Below are 23,256 nucleotides of genomic sequence, written 5' to 3' on the forward strand. Positions count from 1 at the left end.
CCAACAATGGCACAGTCAAAGGGGCGAAAGGCGACGCAGTCCCTGTCGACATTCCCTGACCGTCCGATCCTTGCCGCTCCTTAATATTCACGCGCTTGTTTCCGCAGGGACGGGACACTAGGTTGACCCGACAGTATCGAATTCCAGAAGGAGCACGCCATGCGCCGCTTTTCGTGGCCTCTCGCCACCCTGCCCGCTATGCCCGCCGAAGCCGTGAGCGCGGATACCGCGATCGACAACCTGCCGGTATGGCGTCTTTCCGATCTCTATCCGTCGCAGACCTCCGACGCGCTGCTTGGCGACATGAAAAAGGCAGAGGAACTGGCGCTCGCATTCGAGGCGACCTGGAAGGGCAAGCTGGAACAGGCCGTTGCCGGCACCGGTGCGACGGGGCTTGGTGCCGCGATCACCCAATATGAAGCGCTTGACGATCTGCTCGGCCGCATCGCCTCCTATGCCGGCCTCACCTATTATTCCGACATGACCGATGCGAAGAACGCCAAGTTCTTCGGCGACGTCCAGGCCAAGCTCACCGACTGGTCCTCGCACCTTCTGTTCTTCGCCCTGGAGCTCAACCGCCTGAGCGATGCGGCCGTGGATGCCTGCCTCGACCAGGATCCGGTTGCCGCCCGTTACCACCCATGGTTGCTCGACCTCAGGATGGACAAGCCCCATCAGCTGGAAGACCGGGTCGAACAGCTCTTTCTCGAGAAATCGATGACGGGGGCTGCCGCCTTCAACCGCCTGTTCGACGAGACGCTGGCGAGCCTTACCTTCAATGTCGATGGCAAGGAACAGCCGCTCGAGGCGACACTGAACCTGTTGCAGGAGCCCGACCCGGCAACCCGCGAAAAGGGCGCCAAGGCGCTGTCCGAGGTCTTTGCCAAAAATCTCAGGATCTTCACGCTGGTCACCAACACGCTCTCCAAGGACAAGGAGATCTCCGATCGCTGGCGCGGCTTCGAGGACATCGCCGACAGCCGCCATCTGGCCAACCGCGTCGAGCGCCCGGTCGTCGACGCGCTGGCCGCCGCCGTCAAGGACGCCTATCCGCGCCTGTCGCACCGTTATTACAAGATGAAGGCCAAATGGCTCGGCATGGACCAGATGAATTTCTGGGACCGCAATGCGCCGCTGCCCGACACCGTCAACCGGGTGATCCCCTGGGACGAGGCGCGCGAAACAGTGCTGTCGGCCTATGATGGCTTTGCGCCGGAAATGGCCGGGATCGCCAGGCGCTTCTTCGACGAGAACTGGATCGACGCCCCGGCCCGTCCCGGCAAGGCGCCGGGCGCCTTTGCCCATCCGACGGTCCCGTCGGCCCATCCTTACGTCCTGGTCAATTATCTCGGCAAACCGCGCGACGTGATGACGCTCGCCCACGAGCTCGGCCATGGCGTGCATCAGGTACTGGCCGGCGAACAGGGCGCGCTGATGTGCCAGACGCCGCTCACGCTTGCCGAAACGGCTTCCGTGTTCGGCGAGATGCTGACCTTCCGCGCCCTGCTGGACAAGGCAAAGACGAAAAAGGAACGCAAGATCATGCTCGCCCAGAAGGTCGAGGACATGATCAACACCGTGGTGCGCCAGATCGCCTTCTATGAATTCGAGCGCAAGGTTCACACCGCCCGCAAGAACGGCGAGTTGACGGCCGAGGAAATCGGCCAGCTCTGGCTGTCGGTTCAGGAGGAAAGCCTGGGGCCGGCCATCAGGATCTCCGAAGGCTACGAGAACTGGTGGACCTATGTCCCCCACTTCATCCATTCGCCCTTCTATGTCTATGCCTATGCCTTCGGCGACTGCCTCGTGAACTCGCTCTATGCCGTCTACCAGAATGCCGACCAGGGCTTCCAGGACAAGTATTTCGAACTGCTGAAGGCCGGCGGCACCAAGCACCATTCCGAGCTTCTGGCGCCTTTCGGCCTCGATGCGACCGACCCGTCCTTCTGGGCCAAGGGCCTGTCGATGATCGAAGGCCTGATCGACGAACTCGAAGCGCTCGACACGGACGCCTGATCGGGCACCTGTCGACGCAAATATGGAAGAGCCCCGGCGCGTATTTCCGCGCCGGGGCCCTTCGGCGTTTGTCGCTCGCGTCGATGGGGACGGGCTACTGCTGCGGCTGGCCGTTCGAGGCGGAGATGCCGCCATCGACCGGCAGGTTGACGCCGGTGATGAAGCGGGCGTCCCTGCTGGCGAGGAACGCGACAGCGCCCGCGATATCTTCCGGTTCCGCCGGACCTTCGAGTGCGAAACGCTCCTGGAATTTTGCCATCAGCGCGTCATTGGTCACGACCCCCTCGCCCATCGGGGTCCGGGTGGAACTCGGGCACACCGCGTTGACCCGCACACCGTCCTTGCCATGATCCATTGCCATGGCCCGCGTGAGGTTCACCACCCCACCCTTCGCCGCATTGTAGGCCGCCATGCCCCAGTCGCCGCCGGTGCCGGACACGGAGGCGACATTGACGATCGATCCCTTCGACGCCCTCAGATGCGGCATCGCGGCCCGGCTCATGAAGAAAACGCCGTCGAGATCGATCGACATGACCTTGCGCCAGTCGGCCGTCGAGGTCTGGGTCACATCGCCGGAGACGACGACACCGGCATTGTTGACGAGAACGTCGATGCCGCCAAAGGCATCTACCGCGGCTTTCACCAGCGCCTCGACCTCGCTTTCCTGCGACACATCGCAGGTCTGAACCAGCACCTTTGCCGGAGACAATTCGGCCGCAAGGGCGTCGAGCGGGGCTTTTCGGCGCCCCGCAATCACCACTTTCGCGCCCTCTGTCGCAAACCGTTCAGCGGTTGCCTTGCCCATGCCGGAACCGGCACCGGTAATGATGACGACCTTGTCGTTGAAGCGATCCATGGTGTTTGTCCTTTCGTTCTGTCCGACTGTATATGTCAGAGAGCGAACGGTCCGGCCGGAGGCAGGGTTCCGAACATCTGGCGGCTGCGGCATTTCGCCATGTCTAATATCGGCGACGCCGCGGCGCAGGGAGGCTGGCGAATGCGCAGTCGAACCTGATAGAAGCCTTCGCTTCAACGGGACGCGGCAATGTCGGACAAAAGACCCTATATCCTTTTCCGCGACGACATGCGGGCGGAAAACCGGCTGTTTGCCGAGCCGCGCGCCTGCGTGATCGCCAGAACGATCGATGAAGTTCGCCCGGCTTTCCGGCAACTGGAAGGCTGGCAAAGAGAGGGATACTGGCTCGCGGGCTACGTCGCCTATGAAGCCGGCTTTGCGTTCGAACCCAAGCTTGCGCCCCTGGCACCCGAAAACCGGGAAACACCGCTGGTGTGTATGGGGGTCTTCGACCCGCCCGAGATCTCGGCCTCCGCCAACCTTGCCGGCAGCGACGCGGTCATCGATACCGGCGCCGTCCTGTCGAACCCGCAGGCAGCCTGGGATATCCGGACCTACCGGCAGCGCTTCGAGGCCCTGCACCGGCACCTGCGCCTCGGCGATTGCTATCAGGCCAATCTGACGATGCCGGTGAGCGCGAGATGGCAGGGGGACGCCGCCTCGCTCTTTCAATCGCTGACGGCCCGCCAGCCCGTGCGCTACGGCGCGCTTGCCGAGCTCGGCGGCCCGGCCATCGTGTCGCGCTCGCCGGAACTGTTCTTCCGGGTCGATGCCACGGGCATGATCGAGACCCATCCGATGAAGGGCACCGCGGCCCGCGGCGCCTCGCCGCAAGAAGACCGGGAGATCATCGCGGCGATGCTCTCCGACGAGAAGACGCTCGCCGAAAACCGGATGATCGTCGACCTGCTGCGCAACGACATGTCGAGAATTGCCGAAGTCGGCTCCGTCGACGTGCCGAAACTGTTCGACATCGAAACCTATCCGACCCTGCACCAGATGGTCAGCCATGTCAGGGCAAAACTCCTGCCCGACGCGGGGCTTGGCGACATCTTCGAGGCACTGTTTCCCTGCGGCTCGATCACCGGGGCGCCGAAACTGTCGGCCATGCAGATCCTGCATCGCCTGGAAACCGGTCCACGCGATGTCTATTGCGGCGCGATCGGCTGGTGCGATCCGGTAGGTCCGATGCAATTTTCGGTGGCCATCCGCACGATCACCCTATTCAACGACCATCGTGCGGTCTTCAATGTCGGCGGTGGCATCGTTTACGATTCGAAGGTCGAGGCGGAATATCGGGAATGTCTTCTAAAGGCGCGGTTCGCGCTCGCAAACCAGCAGCTCTCGAGCTGATTGAGACCCTGCGCTGGGAACCCGGCATCGGGTTCCTCCGGCTGGAGCATCATCTGCGCCGGCTCGGCCGCTCGGCCGACGCCCTGGGCTTCCGCGCCCCCGAAAAGGCCGAGAAAGCGCTGACGGATGCGGTAGGCGGCGAGACTCCCTTGCGGGTCCGGCTGACGCTGAATCACCGCGGCGAGGTCGAAGTCGCAACCACCCCCTTCGAGCCCGTCAGCGACAATACGGTCTGGCGGCTGCGCATCGCGGTCCAGAGGGTCCAATCCGACGACAGCTTCCTGCGCCACAAGACGTCCAGACGCGATGTCTACGATGCCGCGCGAGCCGAGTATTCGGCAGACGAAGCCGACGAGGTGCTGCTGATGAACGAGCGGGGCGAACTGTGCGAGGGCACGATCACCAGCCTCTTCGCCGAGAGCCCTGATGGTGGCATGATCACGCCCGCCCTCTCCTGCGGCCTGCTGCCGGGCGTGCTGCGCGCCGAACTGATCCGGGAGCGCCGCGCCAGAAATGGCGTGCTGCGGCCGCAGGACATTGTCGACCGCACGATATATGTCGGAAATTCCCTGCGCGGCCTGATCCGCGCCCAATTGCAGGAAAGCGACAGCTGATGCTGATTTTATCCCTCGTCTACAAGAAGAGTAGCCAGGAGGCCGACAAGGCGATGGAGGCGCATATCGCCTGGGTCGCAGAAGGCTATGACAAGGGCTGGTTCCTGGCATCCGGCCGCAAGCAGCCCCGCACCGGCGGCGTGATCCTCGCCAAGGGCCCGCGCGACGCCATCGAAGCCTTCGTCGCAAGCGACCCCTTCATGCTTGAAGGCATTGCCGACTACGAGATCACCGAGGTCCATCTGAGCCGCACAGCCGAGGGGCTCGAGGTGTTGAAGGGGTAAGGCCGGAATAAGATGGCACGGGAATCAAGCGTGCGAAAAACAGGACAAGACACTGTTCTCGGCCCTCTTCTTAAGGCGGCCTAATTTCAGGCTCTCGCACCAAGTTTAGCATATTCCCAGATATTCCCGCTTTCTTAGCCGGTCTGCCCAACAACAGCGGGCTTTCAGTCCGGTGCGGTCCGCGGCAGATTGCGCCGGGCGTCGAAGATGTCCAGAATTTCGAGATCGTCACCTGTTATCTTGTAACAGATGACATAGGGACTGGCGCCCACGACGAGCCGCCGGACGGATATAATCCGCGTCATCGTTCCCATCTCGGGATGCGACGCGAGAAGTTGGGCGACCGAAAGGATATGTTGGGCTACCACGCGTGCCGCAGTCGCGTGGTCTGTCGCGATGTAGCGACGAATGGCTATCAGATCGTCCCGGGCCGCTGTCGACCAGACGATCCTTGCCATCAACGGCGACCGGTCTCCGGCTGTGGGGGTGTGGTCTCCGTGCCCGTGCCCAGCTTTGCAGCCAGTCGGTCATGGCATCATTGGATATCACCGTATCACTGCTTGCTGCCTGCCTATTACGCTCGACAAGTGCCACTTCTCGATCACGCCGGTCGAAATATTCGCTGAGCGCTTCCTGCACGACATCGTCCTGCTTGCGAGCACTCGTCGCAGCCGTTTCCGCAAGGCGCTCCATCGTTGCATTGCTCACACCAATCGTCAGGGTTCGGCCGGCCATATGCGATCTCCAAAAGAATGCCTTCATTCTACCAGACCCCCTTGCCGCCGGCAAATGATCGGCTTCATGATGCGGGCCATGGCTGCACCCACCTATACGCCGTATGACGGCTCCTCGCGCCCCTTTACCATCGGGCTTTCCGGTCTCGACCCGGATCGCTGGATCGAGCCGGATGGCGATCTGGCAAGCCAGCTTGCCGAAAAGCGCCGGCTGGCCGCGGAGCGACTGGACGACATTCTGCGTTCCAGCACAGAAAGCCTGCCGGCCCAGCGCGAATGTCTCGACATGCTCGGCGCTTATCTGGCCCGTTGGCATCCCAACATCTACCGGCGAAGCGCTGACCTGATGACGATTGCAGACAGCGATGCCGTCGATCTCGCAGACGAGGCCCATCCGCCGATCTTCACGGCCGGTTCGCTGGTGCAGGACGACCTGGTGATCCTTGAGCGCAAGACCGGGGGCTGGACGATCACGGCCGCGCATCTGGCTTTCCCGTCCTCCTGGTCACTGGCAGAAAAATTTCTGCAGCCGATGGACGCCGTGCATGCACATGTGCCCGGCTTTTCCGGCGGCACCCGCAACGCGACGCTGGTCAACCGGATCTTCGACAACCTGCAGCCGGATCTGCCGGTCGAGCGGTTCAACTGGTCGATCAACCGCGCCTATGCGCTCTACCACCCGCCCGGGCTCAAATGGACCAGGGAACAGGGAGAACCCGAGCACGCCTTCATCCGCGTCGAACGCCAGACCCTGCGCCGCCTGCCCGTGACCGGTGCAATCGTGTTTACCATCCGCATCTATCTCGACCCGCTGGCAGCCTTCAAGAAGTCACCAGACGGCAAGCGTCTGGCCCGGCTGCTCAGCGATCAGTTGGCTGCTCTGGCACCCGAGCAGATCGCCTACAAGGGACTTTCTGCTTGGGTCGACGCCCTTTGTGCCTACTTGCAAGAGTAGTCGCCGCGAAAAAATGTTACGAAGCGCGATGACCGGCCGTGCGCGCTGTCTTTATTATGTCAGCGAAGTGTGGTTAGAGCCGGTTCAACTTCCCGCCGAAACGGTGTCTGCGGGGCATGGGGCGATTAGTCGGCCGAACGCTACCGCGGCAATTTTTCTTTCTAGGAGAAGCAAATGACGAGTGAAACCTATCCGGTCCATGGCGAGATCACCGGACCGATCGTGATGATCGGCTTCGGCTCGATCGGTCGCGGCACCCTGCCGCTGATCGAACGCCACTTCAAGTTCGACAAGAGCCGGATGGTGGTCATCGATCCGAATGCCGACGAGAGCGGCATTCTGGCCAAGCACGGCGTCAAGCATATCCAAGCGCATGTGACCAAGGAAAATTACAAGACGCTGCTGAAGCCGCTCCTGACCGAGGGCGAAGGCCAGGGCTTCTGCGTCAACCTGTCGGTCGACACCGGTTCGCTCGATCTGATGAAGCTCTGCCGCAAGCTCGACGTGCTCTATATCGACACCGTCGTCGAGCCCTGGCTCGGCTTCTACTTCGACAAGAGCATGAAGAATTCCGAGCGCACCAATTATGCGCTGCGCGAAACCGTGCGCAAGGAAAAGGCCAAGAACCCGGGCGGCGCCACGGCCGTTTCGACCTGCGGTGCCAATCCGGGCATGGTCTCCTGGTTCGTCAAGCAGGCGCTGGTCAACGTCGCCAACGAACTCGGCGTCAAGTTCGACGAGCCTTCGCAGGATGACCGCGAGGGCTGGGCCAAGCTGATGAAGAAGGTCGGCGTCAAGGGCATCCACATCGCCGAGCGCGACACCCAGCGTGCCAAGAACCCGAAGCCGCTGAACGTCTTCTGGAACACCTGGTCTGTCGAGGGCTTCATTTCTGAGGGCCTGCAGCCGGCCGAACTGGGCTGGGGCACCCACGAAAACTGGATGCCGAAAAACGCCAAGAAGCACAAGAAGGGCTGCAAGGCGGCGATCTACCTGGAGCAGCCGGGCGCCAATACGCGCGTGCGCACCTGGTGTCCGACCCCGGGCCCGCAATACGGCTTCCTCGTCACCCACAACGAATCGATCTCGATCGCCGACTACTTCACCGTCGAGAAGGACGGCGATGTCAGCTATCGCCCGACCTGCCATTATGCCTACCATCCGGCCAATGACGCGGTCCTTTCGCTGCACGAGATGTTCGGCAATGGCGGCACGGCCCAGCCGGTTCTGCACGTGCTCGACGAGAACGAGCTGGTCGACGGCGTCGACGAACTCGGCGTGCTGCTCTACGGCCACGACAAGAACGCCTACTGGTACGGTTCGCGCCTGTCGCTGGAAGAGACCCGCAACATCGCCCCCTACCAGAACGCCACCGGCCTGCAGGTGACCTCGGCTGTCCTGGCGGGTATGGTCTGGGCGCTGGAAAACCCGAAGGCCGGCATCGTCGAGGCCGACGAGATCGACTACAAGCGCTGCCTGGAAGTCCAGCTTCCCTATCTCGGCCCGGTCGAAGGCCACTACACCGACTGGACCCCGCTCGATGGCCGTCCGGGCCTGTTCCCGGAAGATCTGGACGAGAAGGATCCGTGGCAGTTCCGCAACATCCTCGTACGTTGATGCTCTGCACGCCGCAATATTGCATGGGCCGCGGGAACCCGCCGCGGCCCATCTCATTGTCGCCGTGATGATGCGGACGTTGAAGCGGCGGCACTGGGATAACTTGCTGTCAAAGCCGCCAAGATCTTGCTTTTCCTAAGCCTTGGGGCCATGGTCTGAGCAAAAGTGTGACGCATGCCCGTGACTTGCGAATGCCGGAGGCAAATCCATGAAGACCAAAGTTCTCGTATTTCTCAGCGTCGTTCCGCTGGCGCTCAGTGCGTGCATGTCCTCGCCCGGCCCGCGTCGTCTTCCGCCGCCGATGCAGGCCGATGGCGTCGAAGGCGCCTGGGTCGATCCGAACGGCATCGTCTCCACCTTCCAGGGCGGCGCCTTCACCACCCGCACCACCGACACCAACCAGATGCTCGCATCCGGCACCTATACAAAGCTGTCCGGGCGACTGGTTGAAATCAACATGACCTCGCTGATCCGCAACACCCAGCAGAAGGTCAATTGCGCGCTGGTGACCTCCAACCAGCTGAATTGCACCGCCGAGGGCGGCTCGCAGTTCTCCCTGACCCGCCGGTCCTGACTTTTCGTTCGGCCACCGGTCGAACATGCAGATTTTGCGCAACGCCTCCGACCAAGGTCGGGGGCGTTCCTGTTTTCACTTGCAGTTTGAAACCGCCGATGAAAACATTGCCGCCAACGGGTCGACGGGAACCGCCGGGGGACAAAGGCGGCGACCCTGTTCAAGCGCATCAGGAGAACCATCTTATGTTGAAAATCTTGCAATTCGGCCTGCTCAGCGCATCGGTGCTCGCCATATCGGCGAGCACGGCCTTTGCCGACTTCGAGCTTCACATCCTGCACAACAACGATTTTCATTCGCGCATCGAATCGATCAACAAATACGACTCGACCTGCGCGTCCGAAGACGACGAGAAGGGGGAGTGCTTCGGCGGTGCGGCGCGCTTCATCACGGCGATCAAGGAGACCCGCAAATCGCTGGAGGGCCAGAACGTCATTCTGCTGAATGCCGGCGACAACTTCCAGGGCTCGCTGTTCTATACCACCTACAAGGGCGCCGCCGAAGCCGAGTTCATGAACATGATGGGCTTCGATGCGATGACCATCGGCAACCATGAATTCGACGACAGCGAGGACGGCCTGAAGGGCTTTCTCGACAAGGTCAAATTCCCGGTCGTCAGTGCCAATGTGCTGCCCGGCTATTCCTCCAAGATCGGCGATCAGGTCAAGCCGTCGATCGTGCTCGACGTCGGCGGCCAGAAGATCGGCATTGTCGGCGCGGTCGCCAACGACACCGACGAGCTTTCTTCTCCCGGCCCGAACATCATGATCGCCGAGGACGTGGCGACGATTACCGCGCAGGTCGAGAAGCTGAAGGGCGAAGGCGTCGACAAGATCATCGCGCTCACCCATGTCGGCTATCCGCGCGACCTCGCAGCGATTGCCAAGATCCCGGATATCGATGTCGTCGTCGGCGGCCATTCCCACAGCCTCCTGTCCAACACCGACGAGAAAGCCGAGGGACCCTACCCGACCATGGTCGACAATCCCGGGGGCTACAAGGTTCCCGTCGTCCAGGCCGGCGCCTATTCGAAATATCTCGGCAATCTCGACGTCGTGTTCGACGATAGCGGCGTGGTGAAATCCGCCTCCGGCGATCCGATCCTGGTCGACGCCAAGTTCAAGCCGGACGAGGCCGCCGCTGCCAGGGTCAAGGAACTGGCCGGGCCGATCGAGGAACTGAAGACCAAGGAAATCGGCGAAACCGAGGGTCCGGTCGAAGGTTCGCGCGACATCTGCCGGGCCGAGGAATGCTCGATGGGCGATCTGGTCGCCGACGCCATGGTCGACCGGGTCAAGGACCAGGGTGTGACGATCGCCTTCCAGAACGGCGGCGGCCTTCGTGCCTCGATCGACGCCGGCACCGTCACCATGGGCGAGGTGCTGACGGTCCTGCCGTTCCAGAACACGCTTGCCACCTTCGAGCTGAAGGGGGCCGACATCGTCGCAGCCCTCGAAAACGGCCTCAGCCAGATCGAGGAAGGCGCCGGCCGCTTCCCGCAGGTCTCCGGCCTGAAATTGACCTACGACAAGTCCAAGCCGGCCGGCAGCCGGGTTGTTTCGGTCGAGGTCAAGGAGGGCGACGGCTTCACACCGCTCGAGATGGACAAGACCTACAAGGTTGCCACCAACAACTTCATGCGCACCGGCGGTGACGGCTACAGCGTCTTCGAGGCCAAGGGCATGAACGCCTATGACTACGGTCCGGGGCTCGAAACGGTGGTCGCCGACTACATCGCCAAGAACAGCCCCTACAAGCCCTATACCGACGGCCGCATCGTCGAGGCCGCGGCCGCGGGTGCCGATGCGCCGAAGGCAGACGAACCGGTTGAGAAACCAGCCGACATGACACCGGCCGAGGCGCCGGCTACGGATGCGAAGAAGGACGCCGAGGCACCTGCACCTGCGCCCGCCCCGGCAGCCGAGATCACCACCCCGGATATGCCCGACGCCTCCGCGACGCTTGCCAATTCGGTGCCGCCGATCCCGACTGAAAACCCGGCCAAGGCCGCTCAAGACGCCAAGCCCGCAGAACCGGCCATGCCCGCCGCCGACAGCGCCATGGCGTCCGGCGACAAGAAGACCCACACGGTTGCCAAGGGCGAGAGCCTCTGGATCATCGCCAAGGAAGCCTATGGCGACGGGCACATGTGGACCATGATTGCCAAGGCCAACAGGCTGAAGTCACCCCATGCGCTGATGGTCGGCCAGGAACTGGTCCTGCCGGCCAAGTAAGACGGTTTGCCGCATGTCTTTGACCGGTCCGGGCTTTCCCGGGCCGGTTTTTTCATGACATAAGTGAGCCAGGACGTCTGCCGCAACGTAAGTCTCTGCATCGTCAAACAAAAGCCGGAACCGATAACACCATGACAGATCGTGACCATCTGCCCGTCAACCATCCACCCGTCAAATTCGGCAAAGTGGGCGTGTTGCTTGTCAATCTGGGCACACCGGACGGCACGGATTACAAATCGATGCGCCGCTACCTGGAGGAATTCCTCACCGACAAGCGTGTCATCGAATGGTCGCCATGGAAATGGTATCCGATCCTCTACGGCATCGTGCTGAACCGCCGCCCGCAAAAGGTGGGCAAGGCCTATGAGGAGATCTGGAACCACGAAAAGGGCGAAAGCTATCTTCGCACCTATACCCGCAACCAGGCGGAGAAGATGGCGATCGCGATGACGGATCTGCCCAATGTCCGCGTCGACTGGGCCATGCGTTACGGCCAGCCCTCGATCAAGTCGAAGATCGACGAACTGCAAAAGGACGGCTGCGAAAAGATCCTGCTTTTCCCGCTCTATCCGCAGTATGCGGCAGCGACCACCGCCACCGTCAACGACGAGGCGTTCAAGAAGCTGCTCTCCATGCGCTGGCAGCCGGCGCTTCGCACCGTGCCGCAATATGCCGATGACCCCGTCTATATCGACGCGCTCGCCAATTCGATCGAGAAGCACATCGCAAGCCTCGACTGGGAACCGGAGCTGCTGCTCACCTCCTATCACGGCATACCGATGTCCTATTTCGAAAAGGGCGATCCCTATCATTGCTATTGCTACAAGACGACGCGTCTGCTGATCGACCGGCTCGGCTGGCCGAAGGAGAAGGTCATGCTGACCTTCCAGTCCCGTTTCGGGCCGGAAGAGTGGCTGAACCCCTATACCGACAAGACCGTCGAAAAGCTTGCCAAGGACGGGGTGAAGAAGATCGCCGTGATCAACCCGGGCTTCGTCTCCGACTGCCTGGAAACCCTGGAGGAAATCGCCGGCGAGGCAGGCGAGATCTTCACCCACAACGGCGGCGAGAAATTCACCCACATTCCCTGTCTGAACGACAGCGAAGACGGCATGCGGGTGCTGGAAACCGTGGTTCGGCGCGAGCTGATGGGCTGGGTGTAGAAAACCCCCTCCGACAGTTCAGAACCATCTATCCGAAACGGCAAGCCCCTCGTCCGGCAGGGGCTTGAACGAATGCAGGCCGTCGAACCGTATCAAGGGGATGTCGGCGACATCGTCGGGTTCAGCGAGCCGCAGGTTCACGGCGATCCTGCGGCGGCCGTCCGCCTGGACCTTCAGTCCCAGCCAGCTCACCAGATTGCCGCAATGTCGGCACGTGTTGAAGGAGAGCGTGCCGTCTCCGCAGCTGTACGGCTTGAGAATGTCCGGCCCGGCTTCCACCGTGATGTCTTCGCCCTCGTGGCCATAGGCCCAGAGCACGCCGTAGCGACGACAGACTGTGCAGTTGCAGATCGTCGCAGACGAGATCCTGCCCCTGAAACGCCAGCGCGCCGCGCCGCAGTGGCAGGAGCCCTCAGTCATATTCTGTTCCCAATCATATCCTGTTCCATGGCCCCCTCCCCGTCTGCCTGAAAGCTCTGAACACCTTGCGCGCTTTCGCGTCCGGTACGCTCACCCGCTCTTCGTCGCGGATTTCCAGAATACCGGATCGGCATAGACGGTCGGATCCTCGACTCCTGCCAGGTGAAACGCCTCCCGCCGCTCGACGCAGGTACCGCACCGGCCGCAATGGACGTCTCCACCCTTGTAGCACGACCAGGTCGCCTCGAACGGCGTCTTGTTGCGGACACCCTCGGTGACGATGTCGGCCTTGGACAGGGTCACGAAGGGAGCCATCAGCCTGACCGCGGCATAGCCGTCGAGCGCCTCGTCCTGCATTGCCTGGAAGGCGTTGATGAAACCCGGGCGGCAGTCCGGATAGATGAAGTGATCGCCGCCATGGACGGCCACTGCGACGGCATCGGCCTTCTTCGCCGCCGCCATGCCGAAGGCAATCGACAGCATGATGGCGTTGCGGTTCGGAACGATCGTGACCTTCATCGTTTCCTCGGCATAGTGTCCGTCGGGTACGTCGATGTCGTCGGTCAGCGCCGAACCGCCAAGGCTGGCGCCAATCGCCGTGATATCGATGACCTCATGCGGCACGCCGAGCCGCCGGGCACAGTCGGCGGCAAAGGCCAGCTCCTTGCTGTGGCGCTGGCCGTAGTCGAAGGAGACGAGGCCGACAAGTTCCTGTTCCGCCGCGATCTTGTCGGCGAGCGTGACGGAATCCAGTCCGCCGGAGCAGACGACGAGCGTTTTCATGGTTTTGTCCCTTGTTTTGACCGGGTAGGCTGCGACCGGTTGGAATTGCGGAGCCGTTCTATCGATGCAGGACCGGTTTGGCAAACCGGCGCCTGCAGGGAACCCGCACCGAAAGCGGCCCATGCTGGCGCGAATTGCCCGCCGACGGCTGGTAACCTATGATGCGGATCGCTACATCAGACGGTAACCGATTAATTCAACAAGGATTTGCCCAGATGACCGGTTTCGATATCATGGTAATCGCACTGGCAGCGCTCGTCATCCTGGTGCTTATCGCCGGCATCAAGACGGTCCCCCAGGGCACCCGTTATACGATCGAGCGCTTCGGGCGCTATACCCGCACGCTGGAGCCGGGCCTCAACCTGATCCTGCCCTTCATCGACCGCGTCGGCGCACGCCTCAATGTGATGGAGCAGGTGCTCGACATTCCGACCCAGGAAGTCATCACCAAGGACAATGCCTCGGTCTCGGCCGATGCGGTGGCGTTCTACCAAGTGCTGAACGCTGCCCAGGCCGCCTATCAGATCACCAATCTGCAATTCGCCATCCAGAACCTGACCATGACCAATATCCGCTCCGTGATGGGGTCGATGGATCTCGACGAGTTGCTGTCGAACCGAGACGTCATCAACGACCGGCTGCTGCGTGTGGTCGACGAGGCCGTCGGTCCCTGGGGTATCAAGGTCACGCGTATCGAGATCAAGGACATTGCCCCGCCGGTCGATCTCGTGACGGCGATGGCCCGGCAGATGAAGGCAGAGCGCGAAAAGCGTGCCCAGGTGCTGGAGGCCGAAGGCTTCCGCAATGCCCAGATCCTGCGCGCGGAGGGTGCCAAGCAGTCAGCCATTCTCGAGGCCGAGGGTGAGCGCGAGGCCGCTTATCGCCAAGCCGAGGCCCGCGAGCGCCTGGCCGAAGCCGAGGCAAAGGCAACGATGATGGTCTCCGAGGCGATCGCGGCCGGCGACGTCAATGCGATCAACTACTTCGTCGCGCAGAAATATACCGAGGCCATGGCGGCGATCGGCACCGCCAGCAATTCGAAGATCGTGCTGATGCCGATGGAAGCCTCCAGCCTGATCGGTTCGCTCGGCGGCATCGGCGCCATCGCGCGGGAGGTGTTCGGCGATGACGGGCAGGCAAGCCGCCGCGCGCCCGGCCCGACGGCGCCGTCCCGCTCGACGCCCTCCATCCGCACAACGACGACGGCCGCCCCGGTCAACCCCTTCGATCCGCGCGGGGAGACCTGATCCATGCTGGCGAAACTCGCCCTGGAACTCGGACCGTGGAGCTGGTGGGTCGCAGGCCTGGTCCTGCTGGCAGCGGAACTCGCGGTACCCGGTGTCTTCCTGGTCTGGATCGGCCTCGGCGCGATCGCGACCGGCGTCCTGTCGCTCCTCCTGTGGGGCGCGGATCTCTGGAGCTGGCAGGTTCAGTTGCTGGTCTTCGCCGCCCTGTCGGTGGTGTCGATCCTGATCGGGCGCAAGTTTCTGGCAAGCGGCTCATCGACCACGGACGAGCCCTTTCTCAACCAGCGGGGCGCAAGCCTCGTTGGCCGTACCGCCACATTGCAGGAAGCCATCGTCAATGGACGCGGCCGCATCCATCTCGATGACACGACCTGGTCGGTGATCGGACCGGATACCGCAGCCGGCAGCACCGTCAGGATCATGGAAAGCAAGGGGCGCGAGCTGCGCGTCGAACCGGTGAGAGCCGCCTGAAACGCACCGCTCCACTGACAGCACAGCACCGGCAGGCCCGAGAAAATCAGGCGACGCCGATGCGCAGCAGGTCGTGGAAGTGGACGATGCCGGCCGGAATCCGATCCTCCCCGACGACGAATAGCGCCGAAATATTGTGCTGGTTCAACAGGGCCATGGCGGCCGTTGCCAAGGCATCGGGCTTTACCGTCTTCGGATTGGCCGTCATGAAATCCTCGATCGCCATGTCCGCGAGGTTGCGACTGAGACCGCGCGCAATGTCGCCGTCGGTCACGATCCCGCAAAGGCAGCCGTCCGCATCGGTAACGCCGACACAGCCGAAACGCTTGTCTGCCAGCATCATGATGGCCTCGGGCACCAGCGTGCCGGCGGGCACCAGCGGGATCTCCGCGCCGGTATGCATCAGGTCCTGGACATGAGTCAGCATCGCGCCGAGCTTGCCGCCCGGGTGGAAGACACGGAAATCGGTCGCGGTAAAACCGCGCGCCTCGAGCAAAGCCAGCGCCAGCGCATCGCCCATGGCAAGCTGCAGCATGGTCGATGTGGTCGGCGCGATGCCGTGGGGGCAGGCTTCCTGCTCCTTCGGCAACAGCAGAACCACATCCGCTTCGCGCCCGAGCGTCGAGCTTTCATTCGTCGTCATCGCGATCAACGGGATTTGGAAGCGCCGAGAATAGGAAATAATCCCATGCAGTTCGGCGCTCTCGCCGCTCCACGACATTGCCAGGATGACGTCGTCGCGGGCGATCATGCCGAGATCGCCGTGATTGGCTTCCGCCGGATGAACGAAAAACGCCGGCGTTCCTGTCGAGGCGAAGGTCGCGGCAATCTTAGAGCCGATATGGCCGCTCTTGCCGACGCCGGTGACGATCACCCGGCCGGATACCCCGCCGATGATCTTGATTGCATTGCAGAAGGGGGCGGCCAGCGGTCCGGCAAGCTCCCTTTCCAGGGCATCGAGACCCGCCTTTTCAATGGAAATCGTCCTCAGGGCTGAGGCGATTGCTCCGGCTTCTACGAGTTTTACAGCGCGCTTGTTCATGTGCTTTCATTAACCTCTTCGAACGGATGTGTCCATGTGTCTCGTAGTCCGCAAGGGTCACAGAGGATTACGCCGGCGATCGCGTTGTGAACCAGCGTTGATCTCCGGTTGCGCAATGGATTGTTAACCATGTCGCTTTAGACTTGAGTAATCATATATATCCAGGGATAAACGAGCGCATCATGGCCTCCAAGCAGCGGAGCGACCGCCGAACGGGCAAGATCTGCCGCCGGGTGCACATCGCCGCGCTGGCGGCCGCACTCGGCATTGCCGGTCATGGCGCAGCCCTCGCCCAGACCGCTGCGCAATCCTCGGCCCAATCCCCCTACGGCACGACCGACACGGGCAACAGCACCGAGCCGACCTACGGCCAGGACACCGGCACCGCGGCTGCGCCCGAGGGGACGGATGGCACGGACCTTGCGAATGCCGTGCCGACATCGGACGACCTGCTGCAGGCGGGTGACGAGAATGCCGACTTCAAGCCGAATGCCGCGGTGGAGCGCGAAAACCTGCGGCAGACTGGTCCCGACGATCTGCGGCTGCGCGATGCCGAGGCCGATCCCTCCGGCGTGCATCTCGGCACGATGATCCTGCGCCCGACTTTGTCCCAGGGTATCCAGGTCGAACGCACCCGGACCGGTGCCTCCAAAGATACCAGCGTCTATTCGGAGACCCAGCTGAAGGGCGTCCTGACGTCGGACTGGTCGCGGCATCTGCTGACCGTCACCGGCAATGGCACGCTGGAAAAGGTTCTCTCCGGCCGCAGCGACGAAGGCTCCAGCGCCAATCTCGGCGCCGAATTGCGACTGGATCTCGCAGACCAGACGACGGTGACCTTCAATGCCGGCTATGACTTCAGCCGCGAGGACCCGAATAACGACGAGGCCGTCGACAATGCCAGGACACAATATGGCATTCACCGGCTGGACGCGGGCGTGGCGGTGGAACACGACGTCGGCCGCCTGCGTGGCACGGTTGGTCTCAGCGGCTCGCGCTGGATCTATACCGACGCCGAACTCAATGACGGCACCAGACTTTCGCTCTCCGACCGTGACCGCAACTACGGCGCACTCCGGCTGCGTCTCGGCTATGAAGTCTCGCCGGCGCTGACGCCTTTCGTCGAGGCATCGCTCGGCCGCCTGCAATACGACCAGAAGCGCGATAGCTCCGGCTATCAAAGATCCGCCGACGTCTACGCCGCCAAGGCCGGCGTCAGCCTCGACCTGCGCGACAAGCTGCGCGGCGAGCTGGCCCTCGGCTATACCCAGGAGCGGTTCGACGACGGCCGTCTGGATGACATTTCGGCGATGACGATCGACAGCAGCCTCGGCTGGTCGCCGCATGAGGGCACCGACGTGGCGATCGGGCTTTCCACCTCCCTCGACCCGACCAGCACGGCCGGAGCCAGCGGCTCGGTGGTCTATGCCACCAATGTCAGCATCACCCAGCAGGTGCGGGACGATCTGGTCGCAACGCTTTCCGGCGAGACGAAATGGACGCGATATCCCGGACTGTCCGACAGCAACAGCACCACCTATGGCGCCAAGGCGGAACTTGCCTATGGGCTCAATCGCTATTTCGCGCTGACCGGCGGTCTTGGCTATGAATATACGCAGCGCCGGAGCTCGGACGACACCGAGACCCTGCGTGCGACCATCGGCGTCAGCGCCAAGCGCTGAAGCCGGATATCCTCGTCTTACTTGAGGGCAGCGAGCAGCTGCTGCAGCGGCTCGGCGATCAGCGGACGGATGTCGTCGCGCTGAACGGCGAAGAACACGTTGGCGAGGATGAAGCCATCCTTGGCACCACAGTCGAAGGTCCGGCCGTCGAAGGGATAGGCGGCAAAGGACTGGTCGCCGGCAAGCTTCAGCATGCCGTCGGTCAGCTGGATCTCGTTGCCGGCACCGCGCTCCTGGGTCGACAGGATATCGAAGATCTCCGGCTGCAGGATGTAGCGGCCATTGATGAAATAGTTGGACGGTGCCGTGCCCTTGGCCGGCTTTTCCACCATCTCGGTAATGCGGAAACCGTCGCCGAGCGCCTCGCCCATGCCGACGATACCGTATTTATGGGCCAGTTCCGGAGCGCATTCCTCGACCGACACGACGTTTCCGCCGACCTTGTTGTAGAGCTCGACCATGCCCTTCAGGCAGCCCTTTTCGCCATGCATGATCATGTCTGGCAGGAGCAGCGCGAAGGGTTCCGGCCCAACGATGTCGCGGGCGCACCAGACGGCGTGACCGAGGCCCAGCGGTTCCTGCTGGCGGGTGAAGCTGGCAGAACCTGCGGTCGGCAGCAGGTCTTCCAGCAGCGTCAGCTCCGCATTCTTGTTGCGGCTCTTCAATGTCTGCTCGAGTTCGAACTGGATGTCGAAATAGTCCTCGATGACGCCCTTGCCGCGTCCGGTGATGAACACGAAGTGCTCTATGCCTGCCTCTGCGGCTTCGTCGACGACATACTGGATGACCGGCTTGTCGACCACGGTCAGCATTTCCTTCGGCACCGCCTTGGTGGCCGGAAGAAAGCGGGTCCCAAGGCCCGCGACCGGGAAGACTGCCTTGCGTAGAGGTTTCATGTTGACCAAAATCTGCTCCTTGACAAAAAACTGAGACACCCTCGTAGCCGAGCATCTAAGGCACAATTATTGCAAACCGACAAAATTCAATCATTTGCGGGAAAAATTGCAATCCCTCAGCGCTGCGACATGGTAAAGAATTTGTTGACCAACTGGAGTTATATTCGATCGATGAGTGCCACGTAAGTGGCGCGGCCGCAAACACGAATGGATGGATATCACAATCATGAAACGATTCCGCCACGGTCTGCTTCCGGCTCTCATTCTCTCCGCTGCCGCCTGCCTGACGCCCCTGAGCGCCAATGCAGACAGTGGGTTTACGCGCTGGATCAATGACTTCTATTCCACTGCCGCCAAGAGCGGCATTACCAAATCCACCTATCGAACCGCCTTTGCCGGCGTGACGAGCCCCGATACCGACGTGCTGCGCAAGGCGCAATACCAGCCGGAATTCAAGTCCAAGATCTGGGACTATCTGGATTCACGGGTCAATCCCTACACCGTACAGATCGGCCGCGAGATGGCCACCAAGCATGGCCGGACACTGGCCGCCCTCGAGCGCCATTTCGGCGTCGATCGCAACGTCCTGCTGGCGATCTGGTCGATGGAAAGCAATTACGGCGCCGCGCTTGAAAGCGACAGCCGGCTGCATAACGTGCCGCAGGCCCTGGCAACGCTTGCCTATGCCGACAAGCGCCGGGCCAAATATGCCCGCACGCAGCTGGTCGCCGCCCTCAAGATCCTGCAGAACGGCGATGTCTCCGCCAAGGGGCTGACCGGCTCCTGGGCCGGCGCCATGGGCCACACGCAGTTCATCCCGACGAGCTATCTGCTCTATGCTGTGGATGCCGATGGCAACGGTCATCGCGACATCTGGAATTCCATTCCCGATGCGCTTGCCACCTCTGCCAATCTTCTGGCCAAGAACGGCTGGGAAACCGGCAAGACCTGGGGCTACGAGACCGTCGTTCCGAATGGCGGCGCGCGCTACGAAGGCAAGACCATGACGCTCGGCCAGTGGGCCAAGCTCGGCTTCGGCCGCCCCGGCGGCAAGGGCTTCCCGCGTCCCGGCGACCGCGCCGAACTGAAGATGCCGGGCGGTGCCAACGGTCCGGGCTTCCTGATGACCCGCAACTTCTTCGTCATCAAGAAATACAATGCCGCAGACAGCTATGCGCTTGCCGTCGGGCTCCTCGCCGACCAGATCGCCGGCTTCGGCGGCGTCGACCAGCGCTGGCCGCGTCCTGACGGGGCACTCGATATCTCGGAGAAGTTCGAGCTTCAGACCAAACTGAAAGAGCTTGGCTATTACGAGGGCAATATCGACGGCAATTTCGGCTCGGGCTCCAGGAGCGCCATCGAGGCCATCCAGAAGCGGCTCGGCATGAGCAGCAATGGTGAGCCCTCCAAGCAGTTGCTGAACGCCCTGCGCAATTGACTTCCGCTGCGCGGCGCTCCAGTTTCCGGCTCCGACACCGAAGGAGCCGGGAGCGCCGCCGGCGAAACCAGAAACAATGACCATGCCGTCTGCCAGACAAGCGATCGCCAAAACCGTTGTCCTGCTAACAGCCGCAGCGACACTGATGACGCTTGTCAGCACGGCCGAGGCCCAGCAGCGGCGCCGCACCCTGCTCGAATTGCTGTTCGGCGATCGCAACCCGCCGCAGACCGAGCCGCGTCCCCGCGCCGTGCGACGCGCGCCGCCTGCGCGCGTGAAGAAGAGCTCGCCCAGCCGTAGCGTGACGACGATCACCTCTGCGCCGAAAGAACCCGCCGCACCTGAAAAGCTCGACAATGCCCGCAAGATCCTCGTGGTCGGGGATTTTTTCGCAAGCGGTCTTGCCAATGGCCTCAGTGAGGCCTTCGCCCAATCGCCGCAGGTCGTCATTTCAGGACACACCAACGGTTCCTCCGGCCTGGTGCGCGACGACTATTACGACTGGCCCGAAAAGCTTCCCGCCCTGATCGAGGAGGAGAAGCCGGCCATGGTGATGATCGATATCGGCGCCAACGACCGCCAGCAGCTGGTGACCGATGCCGGACGCTATGATTTCCGCACCGACGACTGGTACCGGGAATACGAGCGCCGCGTCACCGCCTTCGCCAAGATTGCCACGGATCACAAGATCCCCCTCGTCTGGGTCGGCGTGCCGGCCTTCAGCTCGCCGACGATGACGGCGGATGCGCTAAAGCTCAACAGCATCTACCGCCAGGCGGCGACCAAGGCCGGTGGCGAATTCATCGATATCTGGGACGGCTTCGTCGATGTCGACGGTCGCTTCGTCATGACCGGCTCGGACATCAACGGTCAGCAGGTGCGCCTGCGCGGGTCAGACGGCATCGGCCTGACGGCGGCCGGCAAGCGCAAGATGGCTTTCTATACCGAGAAGGCGGTCAAGCGCGTGCTCGGCGACCTGCCGAGCCTCGACCAGATGCATCTCGACGGCAGCAACCTGCCCGAACTGGTCAGCCTGCCGCCCTCCGAAATCCAGAATATCGTCAAGACGCGGCCGATCGATCTGTCCGATCCCGATCTCGATGGCAGCGCCGGCCTGCTCGACGCGGCCGAGTTCAAGCCGTCGCCGATCCCCTCCCCGCGCCAGATGCTGGTCGACAAGGGCGACCCGCCGCCCGCTCCCGCCGGCCGGATCGATGATTTCAGAATGCCCGGCAGCAAGGCGCCTGCATTGGCAAGCGGGCCAGAAGCCAAGGCGCCCGTCCCATAAAGACAAAAGACCGCTCCCTGGTGTCCAGGGAACGGTCTGTTCATCTGCCGTCGGACCACGGTGAACGCCGCTTAACGCGGCAGGACGCTCGACCCCATCAGCGCCTCGTCGATCGCGCGGGCAGCCTGACGACCTTCACGGATCGCCCAGACGACCAGGGACTGGCCGCGGCGCACGTCGCCAGCCGCCCAGAGCTTGTCGACTGAGGTCTTGTAGTCCTTTTCGCTGGCGATCACATTGGTCGAGCCGCGCCGGTCGGTGTTGAGGTCGAGACGGCCATCGAGTTCCTTCAGCACGCTGTCGGTGAACGGGCCGGAAAAGCCGATGGCGATAAAGCCGAGATCGGCCTTGATGATGAATTCCGAGCCCACGATCGGGTGCCGCTTCTCGTCCACCTGGCAGCACTTGACGCCGGTCAGCACACCGTCTTCGCCAACGAATTCGAGGGTACCCACCTGAAATTCGCGGATCGCGCCTTCGGCCTGGGACGACGAGGTGCGCATCTTGGTTGCCCAGAAGGGCCAGACCGCAAGCTTGTCCTCTGTCGCAGGCGGACGCGGGCGAATGTCGAGCTGGGTCACCTTGACCGCGCCCTGGCGGAATGCGGTGCCGACGCAGTCGGATGCCGTATCACCACCACCGACGACGACGACATGCTTGCCGCCGGCAAGAATCGGATCGGACGGCCAGCCATTGCTGTCGATGTTCTCGCGGCCGACCCGGCGGTTCTGTTGCACGAGATACGGCATGGCATCGTAGACACCGTTCAGTTCGACGCCCGGGATGCCGGCCGCGCGTGGGGTCTCCGAACCACCGCAATAGAGCACGGCATCATGATCGGCCGTGAGCTGCTCGACGGTCATGTCGACGCCGACATTGACGCCGCAATGGAAGGTGACACCCTCGCCCTTCATCTGCTCGACACGGCGGTCGATGAAGTTCTTCTCCATCTTGAAGTCCGGGATGCCGTAGCGCAGCAATCCGCCGGGCTTGCTCTCGCGTTCGAAAACATGGACTTCGTGGCCGGCGCGGCCGAGCTGTTGGGCAGCCGCCATGCCGGACGGACCGGACCCGATGACGGCGACCTTCTTGCCCGACTTGATGGTGGCCGGCTGCGGCACGATGAAGCCGAGTTCATAGGCCTTGTCGGCGATGGCCTGTTCGACCGTCTTGATCGATACCGGCGCGTCCTCGAGATTCAGCGTACAGGCTTCCTCGCAGGGCGCAGGGCAGACACGGCCGGTGAATTCCGGGAAGTTGTTGGTCGAATGCAGGTTGCGGATCGCCTCTTCCCACTTGTTGTTGTAGACGAGGTCGTTCCAGTCGGGGATCTGGTTGTGCACCGGACAGCCGGTCGGGCCGTGGCAGTACGGGATGCCGCAGTCCATGCAGCGCGCCGCCTGCTTCTGCACCTCCGGGTCCGACATCGGAATGGTGAATTCGCGGAAATGGCGGATGCGATCGGACGCCGGCTGGTACTTACCCACCTGCCGGTCGATTTCCATGAAGCCTGTAACCTTACCCATTTTTTCGTCCTGATACCTTGAGCCTTCGTCTGCACGACACGCGTGCGCGAGGGCATCCCGACG

At 62.5% G+C, this 23,256-nt stretch carries 21 protein-coding genes; 14 read left to right on the plus strand and 7 right to left on the minus strand.

Going from position 1 to position 23,256, the window contains the following annotated elements; all coding sequences use genetic code 11:
- The first annotated feature begins 198 nt into the window (after window positions 1-198).
- Window positions 199-2,016 carry a M3 family oligoendopeptidase gene (locus J2Z17_RS01650; protein ID WP_377299948.1) on the plus strand — a complete coding sequence of 606 codons (1,818 nt, stop codon included), beginning with the start codon at window positions 199-201 and terminating at the stop codon, window positions 2,014-2,016.
- 94 nt (window positions 2,017-2,110) lie between these two features.
- Here J2Z17_RS01650 and budC read toward each other — a convergent pair whose 3' ends face one another.
- The gene (gene budC / locus J2Z17_RS01655) at window positions 2,111-2,872 is read right to left on the minus strand and encodes a meso-2,3-butanediol dehydrogenase (protein WP_209941610.1); all 762 of its coding nucleotides are present in this window, start codon (window positions 2,870-2,872) and stop codon (window positions 2,111-2,113) included.
- A 189-nt stretch (window positions 2,873-3,061) separates the two neighbouring features.
- On the opposite strand from budC, the gene J2Z17_RS01660 reads away from it, so the two are divergent.
- From J2Z17_RS01660 to J2Z17_RS01670, 3 genes are read left to right on the plus strand one after another with little or no spacing between them, the layout of a single operon-like run.
- The gene (locus tag J2Z17_RS01660) at window positions 3,062-4,225 is read left to right on the plus strand and encodes an aminodeoxychorismate synthase component I (protein ID WP_209941612.1); all 1,164 of its coding nucleotides are present in this window, start codon (window positions 3,062-3,064) and stop codon (window positions 4,223-4,225) included.
- The gene (locus J2Z17_RS01665) at window positions 4,174-4,839 is read left to right on the plus strand and encodes an aminotransferase class IV family protein (RefSeq protein ID WP_209941614.1); all 666 of its coding nucleotides are present in this window, start codon (window positions 4,174-4,176) and stop codon (window positions 4,837-4,839) included. The genes J2Z17_RS01660 and J2Z17_RS01665 overlap by 52 nt, the downstream gene beginning before the upstream one ends.
- On the plus strand, window positions 4,839-5,123 hold the full coding sequence (locus J2Z17_RS01670) for a YciI family protein (RefSeq protein WP_209941616.1): 285 nt from the start codon (window positions 4,839-4,841) through the stop codon (window positions 5,121-5,123). Before J2Z17_RS01665 ends, J2Z17_RS01670 begins: the two co-directional genes overlap by 1 nt.
- 164 nt (window positions 5,124-5,287) lie before the next feature.
- Here J2Z17_RS01670 and J2Z17_RS01675 read toward each other — a convergent pair whose 3' ends face one another.
- Complete coding sequence (locus J2Z17_RS01675) at window positions 5,288-5,581, minus strand: type II toxin-antitoxin system RelE/ParE family toxin (RefSeq protein WP_209941618.1); 294 nt, start codon at window positions 5,579-5,581, stop codon at window positions 5,288-5,290.
- Window positions 5,582-5,936: 355 nt separating this feature from the next.
- Here J2Z17_RS01675 and J2Z17_RS01680 point away from each other — a divergent pair, with 355 nt between their 5' ends.
- From J2Z17_RS01680 to hemH, 5 genes are all read left to right on the plus strand, one after another.
- Complete coding sequence (locus J2Z17_RS01680) at window positions 5,937-6,812, plus strand: heme-dependent oxidative N-demethylase family protein (protein ID WP_209941620.1); 876 nt, start codon at window positions 5,937-5,939, stop codon at window positions 6,810-6,812.
- A gap of 174 nt (window positions 6,813-6,986) precedes the next feature.
- Window positions 6,987-8,429, plus strand: a complete 1,443-nt coding sequence (locus J2Z17_RS01685) for a homospermidine synthase (protein ID WP_209941622.1) — start codon at window positions 6,987-6,989, stop codon at window positions 8,427-8,429.
- Between the two features lie 208 nt (window positions 8,430-8,637).
- Window positions 8,638-9,003, plus strand: a complete 366-nt coding sequence (gene omp10 / locus J2Z17_RS01690; RefSeq protein ID WP_209941624.1) for an outer membrane lipoprotein Omp10 — start codon at window positions 8,638-8,640, stop codon at window positions 9,001-9,003.
- 185 nt (window positions 9,004-9,188) lie between these two features.
- A complete protein-coding gene (locus J2Z17_RS01695) occupies window positions 9,189-11,237 on the plus strand; it encodes a 5'-nucleotidase C-terminal domain-containing protein (protein ID WP_209941626.1) in 2,049 nt (682 codons plus the stop codon).
- 131 nt (window positions 11,238-11,368) lie between these two features.
- On the plus strand, window positions 11,369-12,400 hold the full coding sequence (gene hemH, locus J2Z17_RS01700) for a ferrochelatase (RefSeq protein WP_209941627.1): 1,032 nt from the start codon (window positions 11,369-11,371) through the stop codon (window positions 12,398-12,400).
- 18 nt (window positions 12,401-12,418) lie between these two features.
- On the opposite strand, the gene J2Z17_RS01705 is transcribed toward hemH, so the two are convergent.
- Window positions 12,419-12,820: a GFA family protein gene (locus tag J2Z17_RS01705; RefSeq protein ID WP_209941629.1), complete on the minus strand. Its 402-nt coding sequence runs from the start codon at window positions 12,818-12,820 to the stop codon at window positions 12,419-12,421.
- A 90-nt stretch (window positions 12,821-12,910) separates the two neighbouring features.
- Entirely contained in the window at window positions 12,911-13,603 is a 693-nt protein-coding gene (gene queC, locus J2Z17_RS01710; protein ID WP_209941632.1) for a 7-cyano-7-deazaguanine synthase QueC, read from the minus strand.
- A 215-nt stretch (window positions 13,604-13,818) separates the two neighbouring features.
- Here queC and J2Z17_RS01715 point away from each other — a divergent pair, with 215 nt between their 5' ends.
- Both J2Z17_RS01715 and J2Z17_RS01720 read left to right on the plus strand, forming a co-directional pair.
- Entirely contained in the window at window positions 13,819-14,850 is a 1,032-nt protein-coding gene (locus tag J2Z17_RS01715) for an SPFH domain-containing protein (RefSeq protein WP_209941634.1), read from the plus strand.
- 3 nt (window positions 14,851-14,853) lie between these two features.
- A complete protein-coding gene (locus J2Z17_RS01720) occupies window positions 14,854-15,321 on the plus strand; it encodes an NfeD family protein (RefSeq protein WP_209941636.1) in 468 nt (155 codons plus the stop codon).
- 46 nt (window positions 15,322-15,367) lie between these two features.
- Here J2Z17_RS01720 and J2Z17_RS01725 read toward each other — a convergent pair whose 3' ends face one another.
- The gene (locus J2Z17_RS01725; protein WP_209941639.1) at window positions 15,368-16,363 is read right to left on the minus strand and encodes a KpsF/GutQ family sugar-phosphate isomerase; all 996 of its coding nucleotides are present in this window, start codon (window positions 16,361-16,363) and stop codon (window positions 15,368-15,370) included.
- Between the two features lie 182 nt (window positions 16,364-16,545).
- Between J2Z17_RS01725 and J2Z17_RS01730 the strand changes: the two genes are divergently transcribed.
- Window positions 16,546-18,045 carry an outer membrane beta-barrel protein gene (locus J2Z17_RS01730; protein WP_209941641.1) on the plus strand — a complete coding sequence of 500 codons (1,500 nt, stop codon included), beginning with the start codon at window positions 16,546-16,548 and terminating at the stop codon, window positions 18,043-18,045.
- 17 nt (window positions 18,046-18,062) lie between these two features.
- Here J2Z17_RS01730 and galU read toward each other — a convergent pair whose 3' ends face one another.
- On the minus strand, window positions 18,063-18,941 hold the full coding sequence (gene galU, locus J2Z17_RS01735; RefSeq protein WP_377299921.1) for a UTP--glucose-1-phosphate uridylyltransferase GalU: 879 nt from the start codon (window positions 18,939-18,941) through the stop codon (window positions 18,063-18,065).
- 226 nt (window positions 18,942-19,167) lie between these two features.
- Here galU and J2Z17_RS01740 point away from each other — a divergent pair, with 226 nt between their 5' ends.
- Window positions 19,168-20,379 carry a lytic murein transglycosylase gene (locus J2Z17_RS01740; protein ID WP_209941645.1) on the plus strand — a complete coding sequence of 404 codons (1,212 nt, stop codon included), beginning with the start codon at window positions 19,168-19,170 and terminating at the stop codon, window positions 20,377-20,379.
- 76 nt (window positions 20,380-20,455) lie between these two features.
- Window positions 20,456-21,667 (plus strand): SGNH/GDSL hydrolase family protein, encoded by a 1,212-nt coding sequence (locus J2Z17_RS01745; protein WP_209941647.1) that lies wholly within the window; start codon window positions 20,456-20,458, stop codon window positions 21,665-21,667.
- 71 nt (window positions 21,668-21,738) lie between these two features.
- On the opposite strand, the gene J2Z17_RS01750 is transcribed toward J2Z17_RS01745, so the two are convergent.
- The gene (locus J2Z17_RS01750; RefSeq protein ID WP_209941650.1) at window positions 21,739-23,193 is read right to left on the minus strand and encodes a glutamate synthase subunit beta; all 1,455 of its coding nucleotides are present in this window, start codon (window positions 23,191-23,193) and stop codon (window positions 21,739-21,741) included.
- Window positions 23,194-23,256 lie beyond the last annotated feature (63 nt).

Source organism: Heterorhizobium halophytocola, from assembly GCF_017873095.1.
Classification (GTDB): Bacteria; Pseudomonadota; Alphaproteobacteria; order Rhizobiales; family Rhizobiaceae; genus Allorhizobium; species Allorhizobium halophytocola.

Bases quoted from the DNA above. Each gene is read 5' to 3' on its own strand.
- J2Z17_RS01650 (WP_377299948.1), top strand. From the start codon at position 199: ATGCCCGCCGAAGCCGTGAGCGCGGATACCGCGATCGACAACCTGCCG.
- budC (WP_209941610.1), bottom strand. From the start codon at position 2,872: ATGGATCGCTTCAACGACAAGGTCGTCATCATTACCGGTGCCGGTTCC.
- J2Z17_RS01660 (WP_209941612.1), top strand. From the start codon at position 3,062: ATGTCGGACAAAAGACCCTATATCCTTTTCCGCGACGACATGCGGGCG.
- J2Z17_RS01665 (WP_209941614.1), top strand. From the start codon at position 4,174: ATGTCTTCTAAAGGCGCGGTTCGCGCTCGCAAACCAGCAGCTCTCGAG.
- J2Z17_RS01670 (WP_209941616.1), top strand. From the start codon at position 4,839: ATGCTGATTTTATCCCTCGTCTACAAGAAGAGTAGCCAGGAGGCCGAC.
- J2Z17_RS01675 (WP_209941618.1), bottom strand. From the start codon at position 5,581: ATGGCAAGGATCGTCTGGTCGACAGCGGCCCGGGACGATCTGATAGCC.
- J2Z17_RS01680 (WP_209941620.1), top strand. From the start codon at position 5,937: ATGGCTGCACCCACCTATACGCCGTATGACGGCTCCTCGCGCCCCTTT.
- J2Z17_RS01685 (WP_209941622.1), top strand. From the start codon at position 6,987: ATGACGAGTGAAACCTATCCGGTCCATGGCGAGATCACCGGACCGATC.
- omp10 (WP_209941624.1), top strand. From the start codon at position 8,638: ATGAAGACCAAAGTTCTCGTATTTCTCAGCGTCGTTCCGCTGGCGCTC.
- J2Z17_RS01695 (WP_209941626.1), top strand. From the start codon at position 9,189: ATGTTGAAAATCTTGCAATTCGGCCTGCTCAGCGCATCGGTGCTCGCC.
- hemH (WP_209941627.1), top strand. From the start codon at position 11,369: ATGACAGATCGTGACCATCTGCCCGTCAACCATCCACCCGTCAAATTC.
- J2Z17_RS01705 (WP_209941629.1), bottom strand. From the start codon at position 12,820: ATGACTGAGGGCTCCTGCCACTGCGGCGCGGCGCGCTGGCGTTTCAGG.
- queC (WP_209941632.1), bottom strand. From the start codon at position 13,603: ATGAAAACGCTCGTCGTCTGCTCCGGCGGACTGGATTCCGTCACGCTC.
- J2Z17_RS01715 (WP_209941634.1), top strand. From the start codon at position 13,819: ATGACCGGTTTCGATATCATGGTAATCGCACTGGCAGCGCTCGTCATC.
- J2Z17_RS01720 (WP_209941636.1), top strand. From the start codon at position 14,854: ATGCTGGCGAAACTCGCCCTGGAACTCGGACCGTGGAGCTGGTGGGTC.
- J2Z17_RS01725 (WP_209941639.1), bottom strand. From the start codon at position 16,363: ATGAACAAGCGCGCTGTAAAACTCGTAGAAGCCGGAGCAATCGCCTCA.
- J2Z17_RS01730 (WP_209941641.1), top strand. From the start codon at position 16,546: ATGGCCTCCAAGCAGCGGAGCGACCGCCGAACGGGCAAGATCTGCCGC.
- galU (WP_377299921.1), bottom strand. From the start codon at position 18,941: ATGAAACCTCTACGCAAGGCAGTCTTCCCGGTCGCGGGCCTTGGGACC.
- J2Z17_RS01740 (WP_209941645.1), top strand. From the start codon at position 19,168: ATGAAACGATTCCGCCACGGTCTGCTTCCGGCTCTCATTCTCTCCGCT.
- J2Z17_RS01745 (WP_209941647.1), top strand. From the start codon at position 20,456: ATGACCATGCCGTCTGCCAGACAAGCGATCGCCAAAACCGTTGTCCTG.
- J2Z17_RS01750 (WP_209941650.1), bottom strand. From the start codon at position 23,193: ATGGGTAAGGTTACAGGCTTCATGGAAATCGACCGGCAGGTGGGTAAG.